The following is an 18721-nucleotide window of genomic DNA, read 5'->3' on the forward strand; positions in this document are numbered from 1 at the left end:
CGGCCGCGGGACCCGGCGGCGGGGCGGCCGGGGTCAGCTGCACGGTCCGCCGCCCTCCAGCGGCAGGACCGCGGTGACCTCCCAGCCGCCCTCCGGGGCGGGGCCCGCGGTGAGCCGGCCGCCCATCGCCTCGGCGCGCTCGGTGAGCCCGGCCAGGCCGAAGCCGCCGCCGCGGGCCTGTTCGGAGAGGGGGGCGCGGACCCGGCCGTCGTCGGCGATCCGCAGTTCCACCCCCTCGGGGACGGACCGCAGGGTGATCCGCACCGCCGTCGCGTCCGCCGCGTGCTTGCGGACGTTGGTCAGCGCCTCCCGCACGATGCGGTGGACGCCCGCGGCGACCTCGGCGGGCAGCGCCTCGGCCAGGCCCCGGCCGATGGTGAGGACGACCGGCGGGCCGTTGCGGGCGAACGCGTCGGCCATCGTGCGCACCTCGGCGAGTCCGGCGAGCGGCTGGGTGCCGGCCGCGCCCTCGCGCAGCACCCGCACCAGCCGGCGCATCGCGCCGAGCGCCTCGCCGCCGGCGGTCTCGATCCGGGCGAAGGTGGCGTCGGCACGTTCGGCGTCGACGGCGGTGAAGCGGGCGGCGCGGGCCTGCACCACGATGCCGGTGACGTGGTGGGCGATCACGTCGTGGAGTTCCCGGGCGAGTTCCAGGCGTTCGGCGGACCGTACCGCCGCCAGATCGCGCATCCGCTGGGCCTCCTGCCAGCGCAGGATCAGCGAGTAGGCGGTGACGACCACCGTCAGCACACCGTAGACGACGGTGAAGACGCCCAGCCGGATGTCCCGCATCGGCGCGAGCACGCAGGCCAGGCCCAGCATCGGGCCGAGGACGGCGGCGGTGCGGCCGGGGGCGCGGTGGACGACGGCGGTGAGCAGGACGAGCAGGGCGATGCCCTCGCCAAGGCCCCACACCTGGAGGGCGTGCCGGCCGGCGATCAGCACCACGGAACCGGCCAGGGACGCGGCGGCCGCCGTCCATGCCCGGACGTTCAGCGGGATCCAGGAGTACGGCACCGCGCACAGGCACACCACGACGGCGGTGGCCACCACGATGGCGTGCGGCCGGGTGGGCTGCCGGGCCAGCGCCACGGACTCGAACCCGACCAGGAGGAGCAGTACCGCCGCGAGCGCGGCCTTGGCCACGGCGGACCCGCGGGGGTGGGCGTGGGCCCAGCCGGACACCGGGCTCATGTGCCGCCCGCGGCCAGGCCGCTCTCCCAGGCCCAGGCGGCGATCTCGACCCGGTTGCGGGCGGCCAGTTTGGTCTGCACACGGGCGAGGTGGGTCTTGACGGTGGACAGCGAGACGTACAGCTCGGCGGCGATCTCGGCGTTGGTCCGGCCGCTCGCCAGGGCCCGGACGACGTCCTGTTCGCGTTCGGTGAGCGGTTCGGAGGGGGTGCGGGCGGTGGCGCCGCGGCCGGTGGCGGGGGCCAGTTCGCGCAGCAGCCGGACGGTGATGGCGGGTGAGACGAGCGAGTCGCCGACGGCGGCGGCCCGTACCGCCTCCACCAGCATCGCGGGGCTGGCGTCCTTGAGGAGGAACCCGGAGGCGCCGCCGCGCAGCGCGGCGTGCACATAGGCGTCCAGGTCGAAGGTGGTGACGATGACGATCCGCGGTTTCTCCTGGTACTCGGGGTGGGCGGCGGCGCGTTCGGCCAGCCGGCGGGTGACCTCCAGGCCGTCGATGCCGGGCATCCGGATGTCCAGCAGCAGCACGTCGGGGCGGAGCCGCTCCACGGCGTCGAGGGCGGCCTCACCGTCCACGACGTCGTCGAGGACCTCGATGTCGGGCCGGCTCTCCAGGATCATCCGGAATCCCGTCCGGACCATCTCCTGGTCGTCCGCGATGACCACGCTGATCGGCATCTCTTCCCTGTCTCCGTGCTCGGGCCGCCGGCCGCGGGGGTCCGGGCCCGCGTGTCTCCATCTGACCGGCGGGGGCCGGGGGCCGCAACCGCAGTGCCGGCCGGACCGACCCCGGCGGGCGGTCCGGTCGGTCCGGCCGGTCCGGTCAGCGTCTCGCCCCGCCGGGGACCGCGTAGACGATGAGGTCGCCGGCCGGGTGGCGGGCCGCGTCCGGCACCCCGGCGCAGGTGATCAGCCGCAGGGTGGGGCCGCGGCTGTTCACATAGCCGCGCTCCCCGGGGAGGGCGGACCCGGCCACCTGTTCCTTGCGCTGGACGGCGAAGGTGCGGTGGCTGCCGTCGGCGCGGGTGACGTCGATGAGATCACCCCGGCCCAGTGCGCGCAGGTCGTGGAAGACGGCGTGGCCGTAGCGGGTGGCGTGGTGGCCGACGATGACCGCGGTGCCGTTGTCGCCGGGCGGCGCGCTCCGGTCGTACCAGCCGGCGTAGGCGCCCTGGTCGGTGTCCGGGGTCTGCACCGTGCCGTCGGCGTTCCGGCCGAGCCGCATCAGCGGGGCGTGCACCCGGCCTTGGGGATGTCGAGGGCGACGGGCGTGTGGCCGCCGGCGGTCCCGGCCATGACGACCGCCCGTACGGTGTCGTGGCCGCTCAGCAGGGTCCAGGCGAGGGTGGCCGCGGAACCGGCGAGGAGCAGCGCGGCGATGATGTTCACCCGGCGGTCGGCGCGGGGCGAGGGGCGGCCCGGGGGCCGCTCCCCCAGGACGCGCACCGGTTTGCCGCGCAGCCGGCGGCGGGTGGCGGGGTTCTCCATCGCGCGCCTCAGGCCGGGCCGCGGTCCGTCGCGCGGGCACCGGACGCGGGGGCGGCGGGGGCGGGCACGGGCGGCAGCGGGGCACGGTGGTGCGGCTCGGTGGTCACGGCGCTCACGCTACGGAGCCGCCGCCGGTCCGCCTATCGGCTGTCCGGCCATCTGTGGCGGGGCGCGGCCCGGCCGAAAGGACGAGGGAGGTCCCGGTGCGGGACGGACCAAAGTCCCGGCCCGGGGGCGCGGCGCGCGGGCCCGGAGGAGCGGCCCGTCGGCGTGACGGGCCCGGGGAGGGCGTCCCCGGGCCCGGGACGGCGGCGGCGGGTCAGCCGCCCAGTCCGGCCGCGGCCTTCTTGATGTCCGCGGCGAAGGTGCTCACCTCGGTGTAGACGCCGGGCTTGCCGGGCCGGGCGCAGCCCTCGCCCCAGGAGACGATGCCGACCTGGAGCCAGGCACCGGCGTCGTCCTTGCGGAACATCGGGCCGCCGGAGTCGCCCTGGCAGGTGTCGACACCGCCGGTCGTCAGCTTGCCCGCGCAGATCTCCTCACCGGGCGTCAGCGAGCTGCCGTACGCCTGCCGGCAGGTGGCGTCGTCGACGAACGGGACGGTCGCCTTGAGGAGGTAGCGCTGCTGGGCGCCGCCTTCCTTGCCGGCGCCCCAGCCCGCTATCTGGAAGTCCCCGTTGTTGAACGTGTCGTTCTCGGCGATCTTCAGCGTCGGCTGGTCGATGGGCTTGGCGAGCTTGATCAGCGCCCAGTCCTTGCCCTTGCCGTTGTAGCCGGGGGCCTGGAGGATCTCGGTGGACTTGACGGTGACCGCCTTGGAGTCCTGGAGGTCCACGGCGCCGCCGGTGGCGGTGACGGAGGTGTTCGGGCCGCTGCCGTCGACGCAGTGCGCCGCGGTGAGCACGACGTCCTTGGTGTAGAGGGCGCCGCCGCAGCCCATCGACAGCCGGACCATGAAGGGGAATTCGCCCTGGGCGGCCCTGGTGCCGCCGACGACCCTGGTCTGCGGGGAGCCGGTGGGCTGCGGCGCGGGGGCGGCGAAGGCGGACGCGGGCTGGAGGCTGGCGGCGGCCAGTATGACGGCGCCGGCGGCGGTGGCTCTCTTGATGTGCTTCAGGTAGGTGCGCAACGGACTTCCTTCCGTGGGGGGATACCTGCACATGACGAGCTCATGCCAACACTGGAGCCGGACGCGGCCGTCAAGGACGCCCGCGGCGGACGTCGGCACACCGCGAGGCGTCCGGACCCAGTGGGGGATGAGCCCGTGAAGCGCCCTGTGATTATGTGGACCGGGAGATCAGAGTGACAAGAGTGCACATCCGGCCAACTCCCCTGTCCCACCGGCACCGTTCAGCCCATACCGGTCGATCCCGGTCACCCGTACAGTGGCCGGATGGCAGCGGGAAGCCCTGGGGCTGAGATCAGACGCGGATATCCCCACCTCGACACGGTCCGGTCGGCCGTCACGGCGCTCTACAAACGCCTGTCGTACGACACGGTGAGCACCTTCGGCACGAGCGTGCTGCCGGTCGAGGTCGCCTTCGACGACACGGAGGACCTGCACCTGGGGGCGCAGCGGGTCGCCCGCGTCCTGGTCCGCCATCTGCGCCTGCCGGACGCCCGGATGGTGGTGTCCTTCCGCGAGATGGAGCATGCCGCGAACGTCGAACTCACCGCGGGGCCCGAGTACTTCATCGAGCTCAACACCCGCTTCGCCACGCACCGCAAGGACATCGGCGCCGCGCTGGCCCATGAGGTGATGCACGTCTATCTGCACCGCCTGGACCTGTCCTTCCCCGGCACCCGCGACAACGAGATCCTCACCGACACCGCCACCGCCTATCTCGGCGCGGGCTGGCTGCTGCTGGACGCCTACCGCGAGCACGGCCCGTTCTCCCAGAAGCTCGGCTATCTGACGCCGGAGGAGTTCGGCTACGTCCTCGCCAAGCGGGCGCTGTTCTTCGACGAGGACCCGTCGCCGTGGTTCACCAGCCCGCAGGCGTACGACGCCTATACGGCGGGGCGGGCGCGGGCCCGCCAGGACGGCCACCGGCCGCCGCTGGCCGGTGCCGGGTGGACCGCCCGGCACCGCTACGCCAGGGACCGCCGGGCGGCACAGGGCGCGGCCGGGTCCGTGGTGCGCGGCCCCGGCGACAGCTATGTCTTCGAGGGCCCGGCGCCGCTGCGGGTGACGTTCCCGTGCCCCGCCTGCCATCAGCGGATCCGGGTCCCGGTCCGCGGCCGGCTCCAGGCCCGCTGCGCGCTCTGCCACACCCTGCTGGACTGCGAGACCTGACGGACCCGGGACGGGTAGGGACACCCGGCCCGGGACGCGGCGCCGCGCCGCGCGCCTCCCCCGCCGCCCCGGACGGCGGACCCGCAGGGGCCGGTTCTCCGTACGGTCAGCGCCGCCGGACCGGGCACACCGTCCGCGGCCGTTCCCCGCTCACAGCCAGTCCCGCTCCGGCGTCGCCGCCGCCAGGGCGGCCCGCGCGCCGCCGCGGACCGGGTCGCCGTGCGGGACGCACACCGTGTCGAGGCCGTCGAGGGCGGCGAGCCGGCGGAAGGACGCGATGGCCCTCTCCCGGTCGACGTTGAACGGGCCGAGGACCACCCGGCCGTCCACCGTGGCGATGGTGTCGCCGGGGAAGAGCACCCCGCTCTCCGGGAGGTACAGCGCGATGCTGCCCGGTGTGTGCCCCGGGACGTGCAGCACCCGGACCGGTTCGGACCAGCCGTCCAGGGTGTCCCCCTCGTGCAGTTCGCGGTCCACGCCGACATGGCGCACCGGCGGGATGTTGGCGGCGACGAGACCGGCCGTGACCTGTGCGTGCACCTCCCGTTCGCGCGGGGTGAACACGGGCGGCGGCTCGGGGGCGGTGCCACGGATGTACGGGGCGTCCGCCGCGCCGGCCAGTACGCGGGCGCCGGTGGCGGCGACCAGATCGGCGGCCGACCCCATGTGGTCGAGGTGCGAGTGCGTCAGCACGATCTGCCGCAGTTCGCCCGGCCGGCCGCCGAGCCGGGTGAGCGCGTCGAGGATGGCGGGGGCGGACCCGGGGACGCCGGTGTCGACCACCGCGTACCCGCCGTCCGGCAGGGCGACGGCATACACATGCCCGACGGGGAACGGGAGTTGCCAGATGGTGGGGGTGAGCTGGGTGAGTTCGTCCATGACGCGGACGCTAACCGCCGCGCGCGCTCCGCTCACCCCCTTTGCGCCGGCGGCGGATTGAGCGGACGGCGAACGGCTCGCGCGGCCGGAGGCCGCCGGTCGGCCTGCCCGCCGCAGCGCGCCGTACGCCGTAGGCTCGCCCGCATGAGCCCTTCCATCGCCACCAGCACCCGTGTCGAGCTGCCCGGACTGCTGGAGTTCGTCCGCCCCCGCCACCGCGCGATCCTGCTCACCCGCCGGTCCGACGGCACCCCGCAGGGATCGCCGCTGACCTGCGGGGTGGACGATGCCGGGCGGCTGGTCATGGCGACCTATCCGGAGCGCGCCAAGGTCCGCAACGCGCGGCGGGTCTCGTCGGTCAGTGTCATCGTCCTGTCCGACGAGTGGCACGGGCCGTGGGTGCAGGTGGACGGCGAGGCCGAGGTCATCGACGCACCGGATTCGGTCGAACCGCTCGTCGAGTACTACCGCAACATCGCCGGTGAGCACCCGGACTGGGACGAGTACCGTACGGCGATGCGCGAGCAGGGCAAGTCGCTGATCCGGGTCACACCGCTGCGCTGGGGCCCGGTCGCGACGGGCGGCTTCCCGGCCCACCTGACCCGGCCGGAGTGACCGCCCGCCGACCGCGGCAGCTCAACGGGTGTGGTGGGCGCCCCCGTTGACGTTCAGTACCTGACCGGTGATGTGCCGGGCCGCCGGGGACGCCAGGAACGCGACGGCCCCGGCGACGTCCGCCGGGACGCCCGCCCGGCCGAGCGCGGTGGCGGCGACCAGACCGGTGCGCCGGTCCGCGGAGAGCCGGTCGCGGAAGAACTCCGTGCCGGCGACATAGCCGGGCGAGACGACATTGGCGGTCACATCGCGCGGGCCCAGCGCGGCCGCCAGGTCGGTGTTCCAGGCGGCGAGCCCGGCCTTGGCCGCACCGTAGGAGCCGGCTCCCCGGTCGGCGGCGATGGAGCCGATGTGCACCACCGCGCCGCCCGCCTGCCGTCCAGGGCCCTGGTGGTGAGCGCGGCGCCGACCAGGTTCGCGTCGAGGTTGGCGCGGAAGTCCCGGGCGTAGGCGGCCAGGTCCTGCTCGCCGTCGGCGTCGAAGTCGGTGTTGCCGCCCGCGTTGTTGACCAGGACGTCGATGCGCTCGGGCAGTGCGGCGAGCAGCCGGGTGAGCGCCGCCGGGTCGGTGTGGTCGCACTCCAGGGCGCGGACACCGTCGTGCGCCGCCGCTTCGGCGAGCGGGCCGGGGCGGCGGCCGGTGACGATGACCTGCTCCCCCTGTGCGGCGAAGTGGTGGGCGCAGGCACGGCCGATACCCGTACCGCCGCCGGTGACCAGGATGGTGCGTGACATATGCTCAGCTCCGGATCATCCTCGTTCAGGTCTAAATTTAGACCTGAACATAGCATTCGGCGGAGGGCCCGTGGCAAGAGAAGCGCTGCCGGAAAGCGGCGACGGACACCCGGCGGACGAGGGCGGCGGCAGCTGTCCCGTCCAGGACATCGCCGCCGCCTGGGAGCGCGAACGGCCCGGTACCCCGGTCTCCTCCATCGGGATCGTGACGCCGATCTGGCAGCTGGCCAAGCTCCTGGGCGACGACCGGCGCCGGGTGCTGGCCCGCGCCGGGGTGGACGCGGCCACCCTCGACCTGCTCAGCGTGCTGCGCCGGGCCGGCGCCCCCTACACCCTGACCACCCGCGAACTCGGCCGGCGCTCACTGGTCAGCGCCGGGGCCGTCTCCCAGCGGGTCGCCCGCGCCGAACGCGAGGGCCTGGTCACCCGCAGACCCGGCGCGGGGCGGCCCCGTACGGTCCTCGTCGAACTGACCGCGGCCGGTCACGAGCTGGTAGAGGCCACCGTGGATCAGGTCCTGCACCGCGAGGCGGAGCTGATCAGCGGCCTGACCGGTGAGCAGCAGGAGCAGCTCACCGGCCTGCTGCGGATCCTGCTCCAGGACACCCGGCGCCGGCTCGGCGACGACCGGATCACGCACGTCGGCCAGGAATGAGACCGCCGGCCCGGAGCGCCACGCCACCTTCAGGGCCGCGGCGGGAGCGGCGCCGGGGACGGGGAGAGGACGCCGTCGGGCAGCCCCGGGTGCCCGCGGAACGCCGCGCGTCCGGTGGCGGCGAGGATGTGAGTGGGGCCGGGCCCGGCTGGTCCCGGGCGATGCGTGCAGGCAAAGTCCGCGGCGCCTGCGCTCCGGTCGGGGAGTGGGGCAGGCGCCGCGGTGTGTTCCGCACGACGTTGTACGGGACAGTCAGGGCCCCGGTGGGGCGGTCACACGGTCAGCGCGCGGTCCGTCGGCCCGATCGGGGCCGGCAGGGCGCTCGCGCCGGTCAGGAAGCGGTCCACGCCCCGGGCGGCCGAGCGGCCCTCGGCGATGGCCCAGACGATCAGCGACTGACCGCGCCCGGCGTCACCGGCGACGTACACGCCGGGGACATTGGTGGCGAAGTCCGCGTCCCGGGCGATATTACCTCGGGCGTCCAGCTCCAGTCCGAACTGGGTGACCAGGCCGTTCTCCTGATCGGTGCCGGTGAAGCCCATGGCGAGGGTGACCAGCTGGGCCGGGATCCGCCGCTCGGTGCCGGGCCGCGGCTCCGGCCTGCCGTCCTTGAAGTCCACCTCGACCAGGTGCAGGAACTGGACATTGCCGTCCTCGTCGCCCTCGAAGTGGGTGGTGGAGACGGAGTAGATCCGCTCGCCGCCCTCCTCGTGCGCGGAGGTGACCTTGTAGAGCATCGGGAAGGTCGGCCAGGGCTGGTTCGCGTTCCGCTCCTCGCCCGGCCGGCCCATGATCTCCAGCTGGGTGACGGAGGCCGCGCCCTGGCGGTGGGCGGTGCCGACGCAGTCCGCACCGGTGTCACCGCCGCCGATGACGACGACGTGCTTGCCCGCCGCGCTGATCGGGGCGACCGTCAGGTCCCCCTCCTGCACCTTGTTGGCGAGCGGGAGGTACTCCATCGCGAAGTGGATGCCGGCCAGCGCGCGGCCGGGCACCGGCAGATCGCGGGAGACGGTGGCGCCGGCGGCGATGACGACGGCGTCGTAGCGCTTGCGCAGCTTCCGGGCGTCGATGTCGCGGCCGATCTCCACCTCCGTACGGAACTTGGTGCCCTCCGCGCGCATCTGCTCGATGCGGCGGTTGATGTGGCGCTTCTCCATCTTGAACTCGGGGATGCCGTAGCGCAGCAGGCCGCCGATGCGGTCGGCGCGCTCGTAGACGGCGACGGTGTGGCCGGCCCGGGTCAGCTGCTGGGCGGCGGCGAGGCCCGCCGGTCCCGAGCCGATGACGGCGACGGTCTTGCCGGACAGCCGCTCCGGGGGCTGCGGGGTGACGTCGCCGCTGTCCCACGCCTTGTCGATGATGGTGACTTCGACGTTCTTGATGGTGACGGCCGGCTGGTTGATGCCGAGCACGCACGCCGACTCGCAGGGGGCCGGACAGAGCCGCCCGGTGAACTCCGGGAAGTTGTTGGTGGCGTGCAGCCGCTCGCTGGCGGCGCTCCAGTCCTCGCGGTAGGCGTAGTCGTTCCACTCGGGGATGAGGTTGCCGAGCGGGCAGCCGTTGTGGCAGAAGGGGATGCCGCAGTCCATGCAGCGGCCGGCCTGCTTGCTGATGATCGGCAGCAGCGAGCCGGGAACGTAGACCTCGTTCCAGTCCTGGACGCGCTCGCCGGCGGGGCGGGTCCTGGCGACCTCGCGGCCGGTGGTCAGGAAGCCTTTCGGGTCAGCCATGAGTCGCCGCCTCCATCATCTTCTCGTGGGTCTCGGACTCGGTGAGTCCGGCTCGCTCGGCGGCGTCCTTGGCGGCGAGCACTGCCTGGTAGGTGGCCGGGACGATCTTGCTGAAACGGGCGGCCGCCGCGTCCCAGTCGGTGAGGAGCCTGGCGGCGACGGTGGAGCCGGTCTCCTCCTGGTGGCGGCGCACGACATCGTGCAGCCACCGCTTGTCGGCCTCCGTCAGCGCGCCGACCGCACCGGCCAGCTCGCGGTTGACGTTGTCCGGGTCGAGGTCGATGACGTACGCGCTGCCGCCGGACATGCCCGCCGCGAGGTTGCGGCCGGTCTCGCCCAGGATGACGGCGTGGCCGCCGGTCATGTACTCGCAGCCGTGGTCGCCCACGCCCTCGGACACCACGGTCGCCCCGGAGTTGCGGACGCAGAACCGCTCGCCGACCCGGCCCCGCAGGAACAGTTCGCCGCCGGTCGCGCCGTAGGCGAGGGTGTTGCCCGCGATGGTGGAGTACTCCGCGAGGTGCTCGGCGCCGCGGTCCGGGCGGACCACGACGCGGCCGCCGGACAGGCCCTTGCCGACGTAGTCGTTGGCGTCGCCCTCCAGGCGCAGCGTGATGCCGCGCGGCAGGAACGCGCCGAAGGACTGGCCGGCGGAGCCGGTGAAGGTGAGGTCGATGGTGTCGTCGGGCAGGCCCGCGCCGCCGAACTTCTTGGTGACCTCGTGGCCGAGCATGGTGCCGACGGTCCGGTTGATGTTCCGGATCGCGACCTGGGCCCGGACCGGCTGCGCGGCCTCGGCGGTGTCCGCGGCCAGCGCGTCGGCGGCGAGCTCGATCAGCTCGTTGTCGAGCGCCTTCGCCAGGCCGTGGTCCTGGACGGTGACCTGGTGGCGGACGGCGCCCTCGGGCAGTTCGGGGACGTACAGCAGCGGGGCCAGGTCCAGGCCCTGCGCCTTCCAGTGGTTGACGGCCCGCGCGGTGTTGAGGATCTCGGCGTGGCCGATCGCCTCGTCGAGGGTGCGGAAGCCCAGCTCGGCGAGGAGCTCGCGGACCTCTTCCGCGATGAACTCGAAGAAGTTGACGAGGTATTCGGCCTTGCCGCTGAACCGCTCGCGCAGCACCGGGTTCTGGGTGGCGATGCCGACCGGGCAGGTGTCCAGGTGGCAGACGCGCATCATGACGCAGCCGGAGACGACCAGCGGGGCGGTCGCGAAGCCGAACTCCTCGGCGCCCAGCAGGGCGGCGATGACGACATCGCGGCCGGTCTTGAGCTGCCCGTCGGTCTGCACGACGATGCGGTCGCGCAGGCCGTTGAGCAGCAGTGTCTGCTGGGTCTCGGCGAGGCCCAGTTCCCAGGGGCCGCCGGCGTGCTTGAGGGAGGTCAGCGGCGAGGCGCCCGTACCGCCGTCGTGGCCGGAGATCAGGACGACGTCCGCATGTGCCTTGGAGACACCGGCGGCGACGGTGCCGACGCCGACCTCGCTGACCAGCTTGACGTGGATACGCGCCCGGGGGTTGGCGTTCTTCAGGTCGTGGATGAGCTGGGCGAGGTCCTCGATGGAGTAGATGTCGTGGTGCGGCGGCGGTGAGATCAGGCCGACGCCCGGGGTGGAGTGCCGGGTGGTGGCGACCCAGGGGTAGACCTTGTGGCCGGGCAGCTGGCCGCCCTCGCCGGGCTTGGCGCCCTGCGCCATCTTGATCTGGATGTCGTCGGAGTTGACCAGGTATTCGCTCGTGACACCGAACCGGCCGGAGGCGACCTGCTTGATGGCCGAGCGCCGCGCCGGGTCGTAGAGGCGGTCCGGGTCCTCGCCGCCCTCACCGGTGTTGGACTTGGCGCCCAGCTGGTTCATGGCGATGGCGAGGGTCTCGTGGGCCTCGCGGGAGATCGAACCGTAGGACATCGCGCCGGTGGAGAAGCGCCGGACGATGGCGGACGCCGGCTCGACCTCGGCAAGCGGGACCGCGGGCCGGCCGGAGGCGAAGGAGAAGAGACCGCGCAGCGTCATCAGGCGCTGGGACTGCTCGTTCACCCGCTCCGTGTACTGCTTGAAGATGTCGTAGCGGCGCGAGCGGGTGGCGTGCTGGAGCCGGAAGACGGTGTCCGGGTCGAAGAGGTGCGGCTCGCCCTCGCGGCGCCACTGGTACTCGCCGCCGATCTCCAGCGCGCGGTGGGTGGCGGCGATACCGGTCGCCGGGTACGCCTTGGCGTGCCGGGCGGCGACCTCCTGGGCGATGACGTCGAGACCGGCGCCGCCGATCTTGGTCGTGGTGCCGTGGAAGTACTCGGCCACGAACTTCTCGTCCAGGCCGATGGCCTCGAAGACCTGGGCGCCGCGGTAGGAGGCGACGGTCGAGATGCCCATCTTGGACATGACCTTCAGCACGCCCTTGCCGAGCGCCTTGATCAGGTTCCTGATGGCGGTGTCGGTGTCGAGACCGGGCAGCTCACGGAAGTAGGTGCCGGCCCGTACGAGGTCCTCGACGGACTCCATGGCCAGGTACGGGTTGACCGCCGCGGCGCCGAAGCCGATGAGCAGCGCGACGTGGTGCACCTCGCGCACATCGCCCGCCTCGACCAGCAGGCCGACCTGGGTGCGCGCCTTGGTGCCGATGAGGTGGTGGTGGACGGCGGAGGTGAGCAGCAGCGAGGGGATCGGCGCGTGCTCGGCGTCCGAGTGGCGGTCGGAGAGGACGATCAGCCGGGCGCCGTCGTCGATGGCGGCGTCCGCCTCGGCGCAGATCTCGGCGATCCGGGCGGCCAGCGACTCGCCGCCGCCGGAGACCCGGTAGAGGCCGGAGAGGGTGACGGCCTTCATCCCCGGCATATCGCCGTCGGCGTTGATGTGGACGAGCTTGGCCAGTTCGTCGTTGTCGATGACCGGGAAGGGCAGGGTGACGCTGCGGCAGGAGGACGCGGACGGCTCCAGGAGGTTGCCCTGGGGGCCGAGCGAGGAGATCAGCGAGGTGACCAGTTCCTCGCGGATGGCGTCCAGCGGCGGGTTGGTGACCTGCGCGAAGAGCTGGGTGAAGTAGTCGAAGAGCAGCCGGGGGCGCTCGGAGAGCGCGGCGATCGGCGCGTCGGTGCCCATCGAGCCGATGGGTTCGGCGCCGGCCTTCGCCATCGGCGCGAGGATGACCCGCAGTTCCTCCTCGGTGTAGCCGAAGGTCTGCTGGCGGCGGGTGACCGAGGCGTGGGTGTGCACGATGTGCTCGCGCTCGGGCAGGTCGGCGAGGCCGATCAGACCGGCGTCCAGCCACTCCTGGTACGGGTGCTCGGCGGCGAGCTGCGCCTTGATCTCGTCGTCCTCGATGATCCGGCCCTCGGCGGTGTCCACGAGGAACATCCGGCCGGGCTGGAGGCGGCCCTTGCGGACGACCCTGGCGGGGTCGATGTCGAGGACGCCGACCTCGGAGGAGAGCACGACCAGGCCGTCGTCGGTGACCCAGTAGCGGCCGGGGCGCAGACCGTTGCGGTCGAGGACCGCGCCGACCTGGGTGCCGTCGGTGAAGGTAACGCAGGCCGGTCCGTCCCAGGGCTCCATCATCGTGGAGTGGTACTGGTAGAAGGCGCGGCGGGCCGGGTCCATGGCCGGGGAGTTCTCCCACGCCTCGGGGACCATCATGAGCACCGAGTGCGGCAGCGAGCGGCCGCCGAGGTGGAGCAGCTCCAGGACCTCGTCGAAGGAGGCGGAGTCGGAGGCGTCCGGTGTGCAGACCGGGAAGATCCGCTTCAGGTCCTGCTCGCCGAAGAGCTCCGAGGCGAGCTGGGACTCCCGGGCCCGCATCCAGTTGCGGTTGCCCCGGACCGTGTTGATCTCGCCGTTGTGCGCGACGAAGCGGTACGGGTGGGCCAGCGGCCAGCTCGGGAAGGTGTTGGTGGAGAACCGCGAGTGGACCAGCGCGATGGCGGTGGCGAAGCGGCGGTCCGACAGGTCCGGGAAGAAGGGCTCCAGCTGGCCGGTGGTCAGCATGCCCTTGTAGACGATGGTCCGGGCGGAGAGCGAGGGGAAGTAGACGCCCGCCTCGCGCTCGGCGCGCTTGCGCAGCGCGAACGCCTTGCGGTCCAGGGCCAGTCCGGTGGCCGCGCCGCCCCGGGCGCCGTCGGGCCGGTCGGCGACGAACAGCTGGGAGAAGGCCGGCATGGTGGCGCGGGCGCCGTTGCCGAGCAGCTGCGGGGCGACCGGGACGACGCGCCAGCCGAGGACGTCGAGGCCCTCCTCGGCGGCGATCGTCTCGATCTGCGAGACGGCGGCGGCCGCATCCCGGGCGCCGGACGGCAGGAAGGCGATGCCGACGGCGTACGCGCCGGCTTCGGGGAGCTCGAAGGTGACGCTCTCGCGCAGGAACGCGTCGGGCACCTGGAGCAGGATGCCGGCGCCGTCACCGGAGTCCGGTTCGGAGCCGGTGGCACCGCGGTGCTCAAGGTTCCGCAGAACGGTGAGCGCCTGCTCGACCAGCGCGTGGCCGGCCTCGCCGGTGAGGGTCGCCACGAAGCCGACGCCACAGGCGTCGTGTTCCTCGCGCGGGTCGTACATCCCCTGCTGGGCGGGGCGCCCGTCCATGGGCGACCAGGCGGCGCGGGCGCTGCCGGTGGTCGCGGAGTGCGTGGACGCGGAACGCATCGGCTCTCCCAACGTCGTCGTGGCAATGACATTGCCGAGGGACGACGTTGGCCCTCCGCTAAATTTCGTGCAGGTTACAGGATGACCCGCTTCTCAAAAAGCGGATACGGGCTTCCAGCATGCGGACACCGCGAGTGCGGTGGAGCAAGGTCATGGACGGAATGGACGGATGTCTCGTCGTCCGGGAGTGCGGCGCTCGACGGGCGACATTGCCCACGACGCCTCGGCCTTATGCCCGGCGGTCCATCGCACGAAACCGCCCCGCACTACGTTAATTATGCGGCCATCCGCATGAAACGTCACCCTACGACGGTTCCGAAGAGTGCTCCCAGGAGGTACGTCACACCCGCGGCCGCACCACCGAGGGCCAGCTGGCGCAGTCCGCTGAACCACCAGGAGCGCGCGGTCACCCGGGCCACGACCGCCCCGCAGCCGAAGAGTCCCACCAGCGCCAGCAGCACCGCGGGCCACAGCGCGGAAGCCCCCAGCAGATAAGGAAGGAGAGGCAGCAGCGCACCCAGCGCAAACGATCCGAAGGAAGAGACGGCGGCGACGGTGGGCGAAGGAAGGTCGGACGGATCGATGCCCAGTTCCTCGCGGGCGTGGATCTCCAGCGCCTGCTCGGGGTCCGCGGAGAGCTGTTCGGCGACCTTCCGGGCGAGCTCCGGCTCGACGCCGCGCGACTCGTAGAGCGCGGCCAGCTCGTCCAGCTCGTCCTTGGGGTGCTTGCGGAGTTCGGCCCGCTCGACATCCAGCTCGGCGAGGACCAGCTCCCGCTGCGAGGCGACCGAGGTGTACTCCCCCGCCGCCATCGAGAAGGCACCGGCGGCCAGCCCCGCGAGGCCGGTGAGGATGATCGTCTGCTGCGCCACGGCACCGCCCGCGACACCCGTCATCAGGGCGAGGTTGGAGACCAGGCCGTCCATCGCGCCGAAGACGGCGGGACGCAGCCAGCCGCCGTTCACATCGCGGTGGGTGTGGTTGTCACGATGCGCGATATGGGTCGGCGCCGAGGCATCCATAACTGACATAGCGGGACCTGCTCCCTTCCACGAGGTGTGGGCCGATAGCGGCACTTCCCCCTGCAACATCTCGAAGCTATGCGCGAATCACCCTCCGCCGCTAGCAAGGAAGGCCAAACTTACCGCTCTGACCTGCGGTTTTACCGAGCCGTCGAGGGTGAGATCCCGATCACGGACCGCTTCGGGCACCGGTCGAGGGCGCCGCGGCGGGCGTCCCGAGGGGATTCGACCGGGTGACCCTGCCGCCCGAGGCAGGAGAGCCGGGCCGCGGCGTGGGACGGATACACCGCGGCGCCCGACGCGGCGCCGCGCCCGTGACAACGCGGCGGTCCGCCCCGCACGGCGGATCCGCCCCGCACGACAGAAGGGCACGCACCATGAGCGCACCGCAGCGCCCGCCCGCGACGCCCCGGCCCGCCTACCGGTCGGCCGGTTCCGGACCCGGTCCTGCGGGCGGCCTCGCGGGGGACGCCGCACATGGGGGCCTCGCCGGACGGGGCGGGGGCGGGCGCTGTGGGAGGCAGGGCCGGGGCGGTGGGTGTGGCGGCCGGGGCGGGCGCCGACGCGAACATGGCGGGGCCGGGCCTCCGGACGGGCACGGGACGAGCGGCGACCGGGACGGGAGTGGTACGCGCGGGGGCCGAGGCGGGAGCGGTGCGCGCGGGCACTGGGACGGGGGTGAGGTGCGCGGACACCGGGACGGGGGTGGGGTGCGGATGAGTGCCACCGGCGTCCCGGCCGGCGCCCACACCGTCCACACCGTCCGCGCCGCCCCCGTCGGCCCCGTCCTCCCCGTCGTCCACACCATCCGCGCGCTGCCTGCGGACAAGCGGGACCGGGCCCCCGGCTCGATCACCGAGGTCCCGGACGGCGAGCCGGGTGCGGCGCGGACGCGGCACGTTCCCCGCCAACTCGCCGGGGCCCCGGGCGCGATCCGGCGGACGGGCCGCCCGCACGGCGCGGACGGTGACGAGGGGCCGACCGCCCCCGGTCCGGCCGGTCCCGGGATCGCCGGGCCGTCCGCGGCGGGCGCACGGTGACCGCCGTCGGGCCGCCGCCCGCCCCACTGCGGCCCCCCGGCCCCTGCCCGGACCCGTACCCGACGCCGCTGACCTGGCTGTATGTGCCCGGTGACCGCCCGAACGCGGTCGCCAAGGCGCTCGGCTGCGGCGCCGATGTGGTCCTCGTGGACCTGGCGGACGCGGTCGCCCCGTACCGCAAGGAGTACGCGCTGCGCGCCACCGCCGAGCTGCTGGCCGAGGCGTCCCCCGGCCCCGCCCCGGTGCACGTCCGCGTCAACGCCCTGGACGGCCCGCTCGCCGAGACCGAGATCCGCACCCTCAGCGCCCTCCCGGGCCTCGCCGGACTGCGGCTGCCCAAGGTCCACCACCCCGCCGACATCCACCGCGCCGCCGCCTGGGCCACCGCCGCGCCCCGGCCCGCACCGGACCGCCCGGCCGCCCCGGACCGCCCGTACGCCGCACAGCTCCCGTACGACCCGTGCACCCCGCACACCGCACCCCTCATGGCGCCGCCCTTCATGACCCCGGTCACGCTCACGCCCACCGCCACCCCCCGCGCAGAAGCTGCCGTCCGACCCGCCGGCAGTGCCCCGGCCCCGACCTCCCTGACTCCCCCGCCCGCACCCACGCCCACGCCCGCCCCCACCGCGACATCCGCACCCGCACCCACACCCGCACCCGCACCCACCGCATCGGCCCCGCCCAAGCGCCCGGACGCCCCCGCCCGCGTCCCGCACCTCTACGCCCTCCTCGAATCCGCGCTCGGCATCGAGCACGCCTTCGCCATCGCCACCGCACACCCCGCGCTGCGCGGTATCGCCCTCGGTGAGGCCGATCTCCGCGCGGAACTGGGGCTGCGGGAGGAGGCGGGGCTGGCCTGGCCGCGCAGCCGGGCGGTGGTCGCCGCCCGCGCCGCCGGTCTGCCCCCGCCGCCGCAGTCGGTCTATCCGGACGCGCGCGATCTGGACGGTCTGGCCCGGTCCTGTGCGGACGGCCGGGCGCTGGGCTTCCTGGGCCGGGCCGCGATCCACCCCCGCCAGCTCCCGGTCATCGAGGCGGCCCACCGGCCCTGCGCCCAGGAGATCGAGGCGGCGGAGGAGATCGTGCGGGCCGCCACGTCGGACGCCGGGGCGGTGGCCCTCTCGGACGGCCGGTTCGTGGACCCGGCCGTGGTCGCCGGCGCCCGCCGGGTACTGGCCCTCGCCTACCGCTACCGCTGAGCCCGCCCGCCGGAGGCCCCCGCACAACGAAGCGCCGGGCGGACCCGGTGTATCGGGTCCACCCGGCGCTCTGCGGAGACCGGCCGCGGTACGCGCCGCGTCAGGACGTCTTCGCGCCGCCCCCGGCGGTATCCGCCGCGGCAGCCGCCCCGTCGCCCGGAACGGCGTCCCCGGCGCCCTCGCCACCGGCGCTCTTCGTCACGGAGACCTTGGCGCCCGACCGGTCCGGCCGGCCCTCGTCACTCTCGTCGCTCGTGGCGGTCGCGTCGGCCTTACCGGACTTGGCGGTCTCATCGGCCTTACCGGACTTGGCGCTCTTGGCGCTCTCGGCGTCCGCCCCGCCCGCGGCCGCGGCCGCCTCCTCCTGCGCACCGGGCTCGACGATCGCCTCGCGGCCCGGCGCCTTCTTCGCGGAGATCACCAGATAGGCGACGGCCAGCAGGAAGACGATGAGGGCGGTCCAGACGTTCAGCCGCATGCCCAGGATGTGGTGCGCCTCGTCGACGCGCATGTACTCGATCCAGGCGCGGCCCGCGCAGTACGCGGCGACATAGAGCGCGAAGACCCGCCCGTGGCCGAGCCGGAAGCGCTTGTCCGCCCAGATCACCAGGACCGCGACGCCGACGCACCACAGGGACTCGTAGAGGAAGGTCGGGTGGTAGGTGCCGCCGACCCGTCCGACGGCCGGGTCGGAGCTGATCTCCAGGGCCCACGGCACATCGGTCGCCCGGCCGTAGAGCTCCTGGTTGAACCAGTTGCCCCAGCGCCCGATGGCCTGCCCTAGCGCGAGTCCCGGCGCCAGCGCGTCGGTGTACGCCGGGAGCGCGATACCGCGCCGGCGGCAGCCGATCCAGGCACCCACCGCGCCGAGCGCGACCGCGCCCCAGATGCCGAGGCCGCCCTCCCACACCTTGAAGGCGTCGAGCGGATGGCCGTCCTTGCCGAAGTACGGCTCGTACGTCGTGATGACGTGGTAGAGACGTCCGCCGACGAGTCCGAAGGGCACGGCCCATACGGCGATGTCCGCGACGGTGCCGGAGCGGCCGCCGCGCTGCACCCAGCGTTTGTTGCCGAGCCAGACGCCGACGAAGACGCCGACGATGATGCAGAACGCGTAGCCGCGCAGCGGGATCGGGCCGAGATGTACGACGCCGACCGACGGGCTGGGAATGAATGCGAGGTCCATGGCAGGGTCGACGCTACCGCGCCGGGCCGGTTCGGCGGCAACCCGCCCGGCAAC

Annotated in this window: 15 protein-coding genes and 1 pseudogene; 5 read left to right on the forward strand and 11 right to left on the reverse strand. The window is 73.7% G+C overall.

Translation table 11 applies throughout. The features are described from left to right. Positions 1-33: 33 nt before the first annotated feature. The 5 genes from IH09_RS06085 to IH09_RS06105 all read right to left on the reverse strand — a co-directional run bounded on the left by IH09_RS06085 (position 34) and on the right by IH09_RS06105 (position 3810). Positions 34-1194, reverse strand: a complete 1161-nt coding sequence (locus IH09_RS06085) for a sensor histidine kinase (protein ID WP_052854788.1) — start codon at positions 1192-1194, stop codon at positions 34-36. Beyond that, positions 1191-1871: a response regulator gene (locus IH09_RS06090; protein WP_052854789.1), complete on the reverse strand. Its 681-nt coding sequence runs from the start codon at positions 1869-1871 to the stop codon at positions 1191-1193. The genes IH09_RS06085 and IH09_RS06090 overlap by 4 nt, the downstream gene beginning before the upstream one ends. Before the next feature lie 145 nt (positions 1872-2016). Beyond that, a complete protein-coding gene (locus tag IH09_RS06095) occupies positions 2017-2418 on the reverse strand; it encodes a sortase domain-containing protein (protein WP_190233213.1) in 402 nt (133 codons plus the stop codon). Beyond that, positions 2418-2681 carry a hypothetical protein gene (locus IH09_RS06100; protein WP_052854794.1) on the reverse strand — a complete coding sequence of 88 codons (264 nt, stop codon included), beginning with the start codon at positions 2679-2681 and terminating at the stop codon, positions 2418-2420. The genes IH09_RS06095 and IH09_RS06100 overlap by 1 nt, the downstream gene beginning before the upstream one ends. 319 nt (positions 2682-3000) lie before the next feature. Continuing rightward, complete coding sequence (locus IH09_RS06105; protein ID WP_052854796.1) at positions 3001-3810, reverse strand: S1 family peptidase; 810 nt, start codon at positions 3808-3810, stop codon at positions 3001-3003. Between the two features lie 264 nt (positions 3811-4074). On the opposite strand from IH09_RS06105, the gene IH09_RS06110 reads away from it, so the two are divergent. Further along, a complete protein-coding gene (locus IH09_RS06110) occupies positions 4075-4977 on the forward strand; it encodes a hypothetical protein (RefSeq protein ID WP_052854798.1) in 903 nt (300 codons plus the stop codon). Between the two features lie 150 nt (positions 4978-5127). Here the strand turns inward: IH09_RS06110 and IH09_RS06115 are convergent, their stop codons facing one another. Then, the gene (locus IH09_RS06115) at positions 5128-5856 is read right to left on the reverse strand and encodes an MBL fold metallo-hydrolase (RefSeq protein ID WP_052854801.1); all 729 of its coding nucleotides are present in this window, start codon (positions 5854-5856) and stop codon (positions 5128-5130) included. 144 nt (positions 5857-6000) lie between these two features. Between IH09_RS06115 and IH09_RS06120 the strand changes: the two genes are divergently transcribed. After that, the gene (locus IH09_RS06120) at positions 6001-6471 is read left to right on the forward strand and encodes a PPOX class F420-dependent oxidoreductase (RefSeq protein WP_052854803.1); all 471 of its coding nucleotides are present in this window, start codon (positions 6001-6003) and stop codon (positions 6469-6471) included. A gap of 21 nt (positions 6472-6492) precedes the next feature. Here the strand turns inward: IH09_RS06120 and IH09_RS06125 are convergent. Next, a pseudogene (locus IH09_RS06125) lies at positions 6493-7205 on the reverse strand (SDR family NAD(P)-dependent oxidoreductase). A 70-nt stretch (positions 7206-7275) separates the two neighbouring features. On the opposite strand from IH09_RS06125, the gene IH09_RS06130 reads away from it, so the two are divergent. Continuing rightward, positions 7276-7860 (forward strand): MarR family winged helix-turn-helix transcriptional regulator, encoded by a 585-nt coding sequence (locus IH09_RS06130; RefSeq protein WP_404827236.1) that lies wholly within the window; start codon positions 7276-7278, stop codon positions 7858-7860. Positions 7861-8132: 272 nt separating this feature from the next. Here IH09_RS06130 and IH09_RS06135 read toward each other — a convergent pair whose 3' ends face one another. The 3 genes from IH09_RS06135 to IH09_RS06145 all read right to left on the reverse strand — a co-directional run bounded on the left by IH09_RS06135 (position 8133) and on the right by IH09_RS06145 (position 15248). Then, positions 8133-9593: a glutamate synthase subunit beta gene (locus IH09_RS06135; RefSeq protein WP_052854806.1), complete on the reverse strand. Its 1461-nt coding sequence runs from the start codon at positions 9591-9593 to the stop codon at positions 8133-8135. Next, a complete protein-coding gene (gene gltB, locus IH09_RS06140) occupies positions 9586-14217 on the reverse strand; it encodes a glutamate synthase large subunit (protein WP_052854808.1) in 4632 nt (1543 codons plus the stop codon). The genes IH09_RS06135 and gltB overlap by 8 nt, the downstream gene beginning before the upstream one ends. A gap of 299 nt (positions 14218-14516) precedes the next feature. Then, positions 14517-15248, reverse strand: coding sequence for a VIT1/CCC1 transporter family protein (locus tag IH09_RS06145; protein ID WP_052854809.1), 732 nt, complete (start codon positions 15246-15248; stop codon positions 14517-14519). 707 nt (positions 15249-15955) lie between these two features. On the opposite strand from IH09_RS06145, the gene IH09_RS06150 reads away from it, so the two are divergent. Further along, complete coding sequence (locus IH09_RS06150) at positions 15956-16279, forward strand: hypothetical protein (protein ID WP_052854811.1); 324 nt, start codon at positions 15956-15958, stop codon at positions 16277-16279. An 83-nt stretch (positions 16280-16362) separates the two neighbouring features. Next, the gene (locus IH09_RS06155; RefSeq protein WP_318279395.1) at positions 16363-17481 is read left to right on the forward strand and encodes an HpcH/HpaI aldolase/citrate lyase family protein; all 1119 of its coding nucleotides are present in this window, start codon (positions 16363-16365) and stop codon (positions 17479-17481) included. Positions 17482-17581: 100 nt separating this feature from the next. On the opposite strand, the gene lgt is transcribed toward IH09_RS06155, so the two are convergent. Then, positions 17582-18667, reverse strand: a complete 1086-nt coding sequence (gene lgt, locus IH09_RS06160; RefSeq protein WP_052854815.1) for a prolipoprotein diacylglyceryl transferase — start codon at positions 18665-18667, stop codon at positions 17582-17584. Positions 18668-18721 lie beyond the last annotated feature (54 nt).

The organism is Streptomyces celluloflavus (assembly GCA_000720995.1).
GTDB lineage: Bacteria > Actinomycetota > Actinomycetes > Streptomycetales > Streptomycetaceae > Streptomyces > Streptomyces celluloflavus.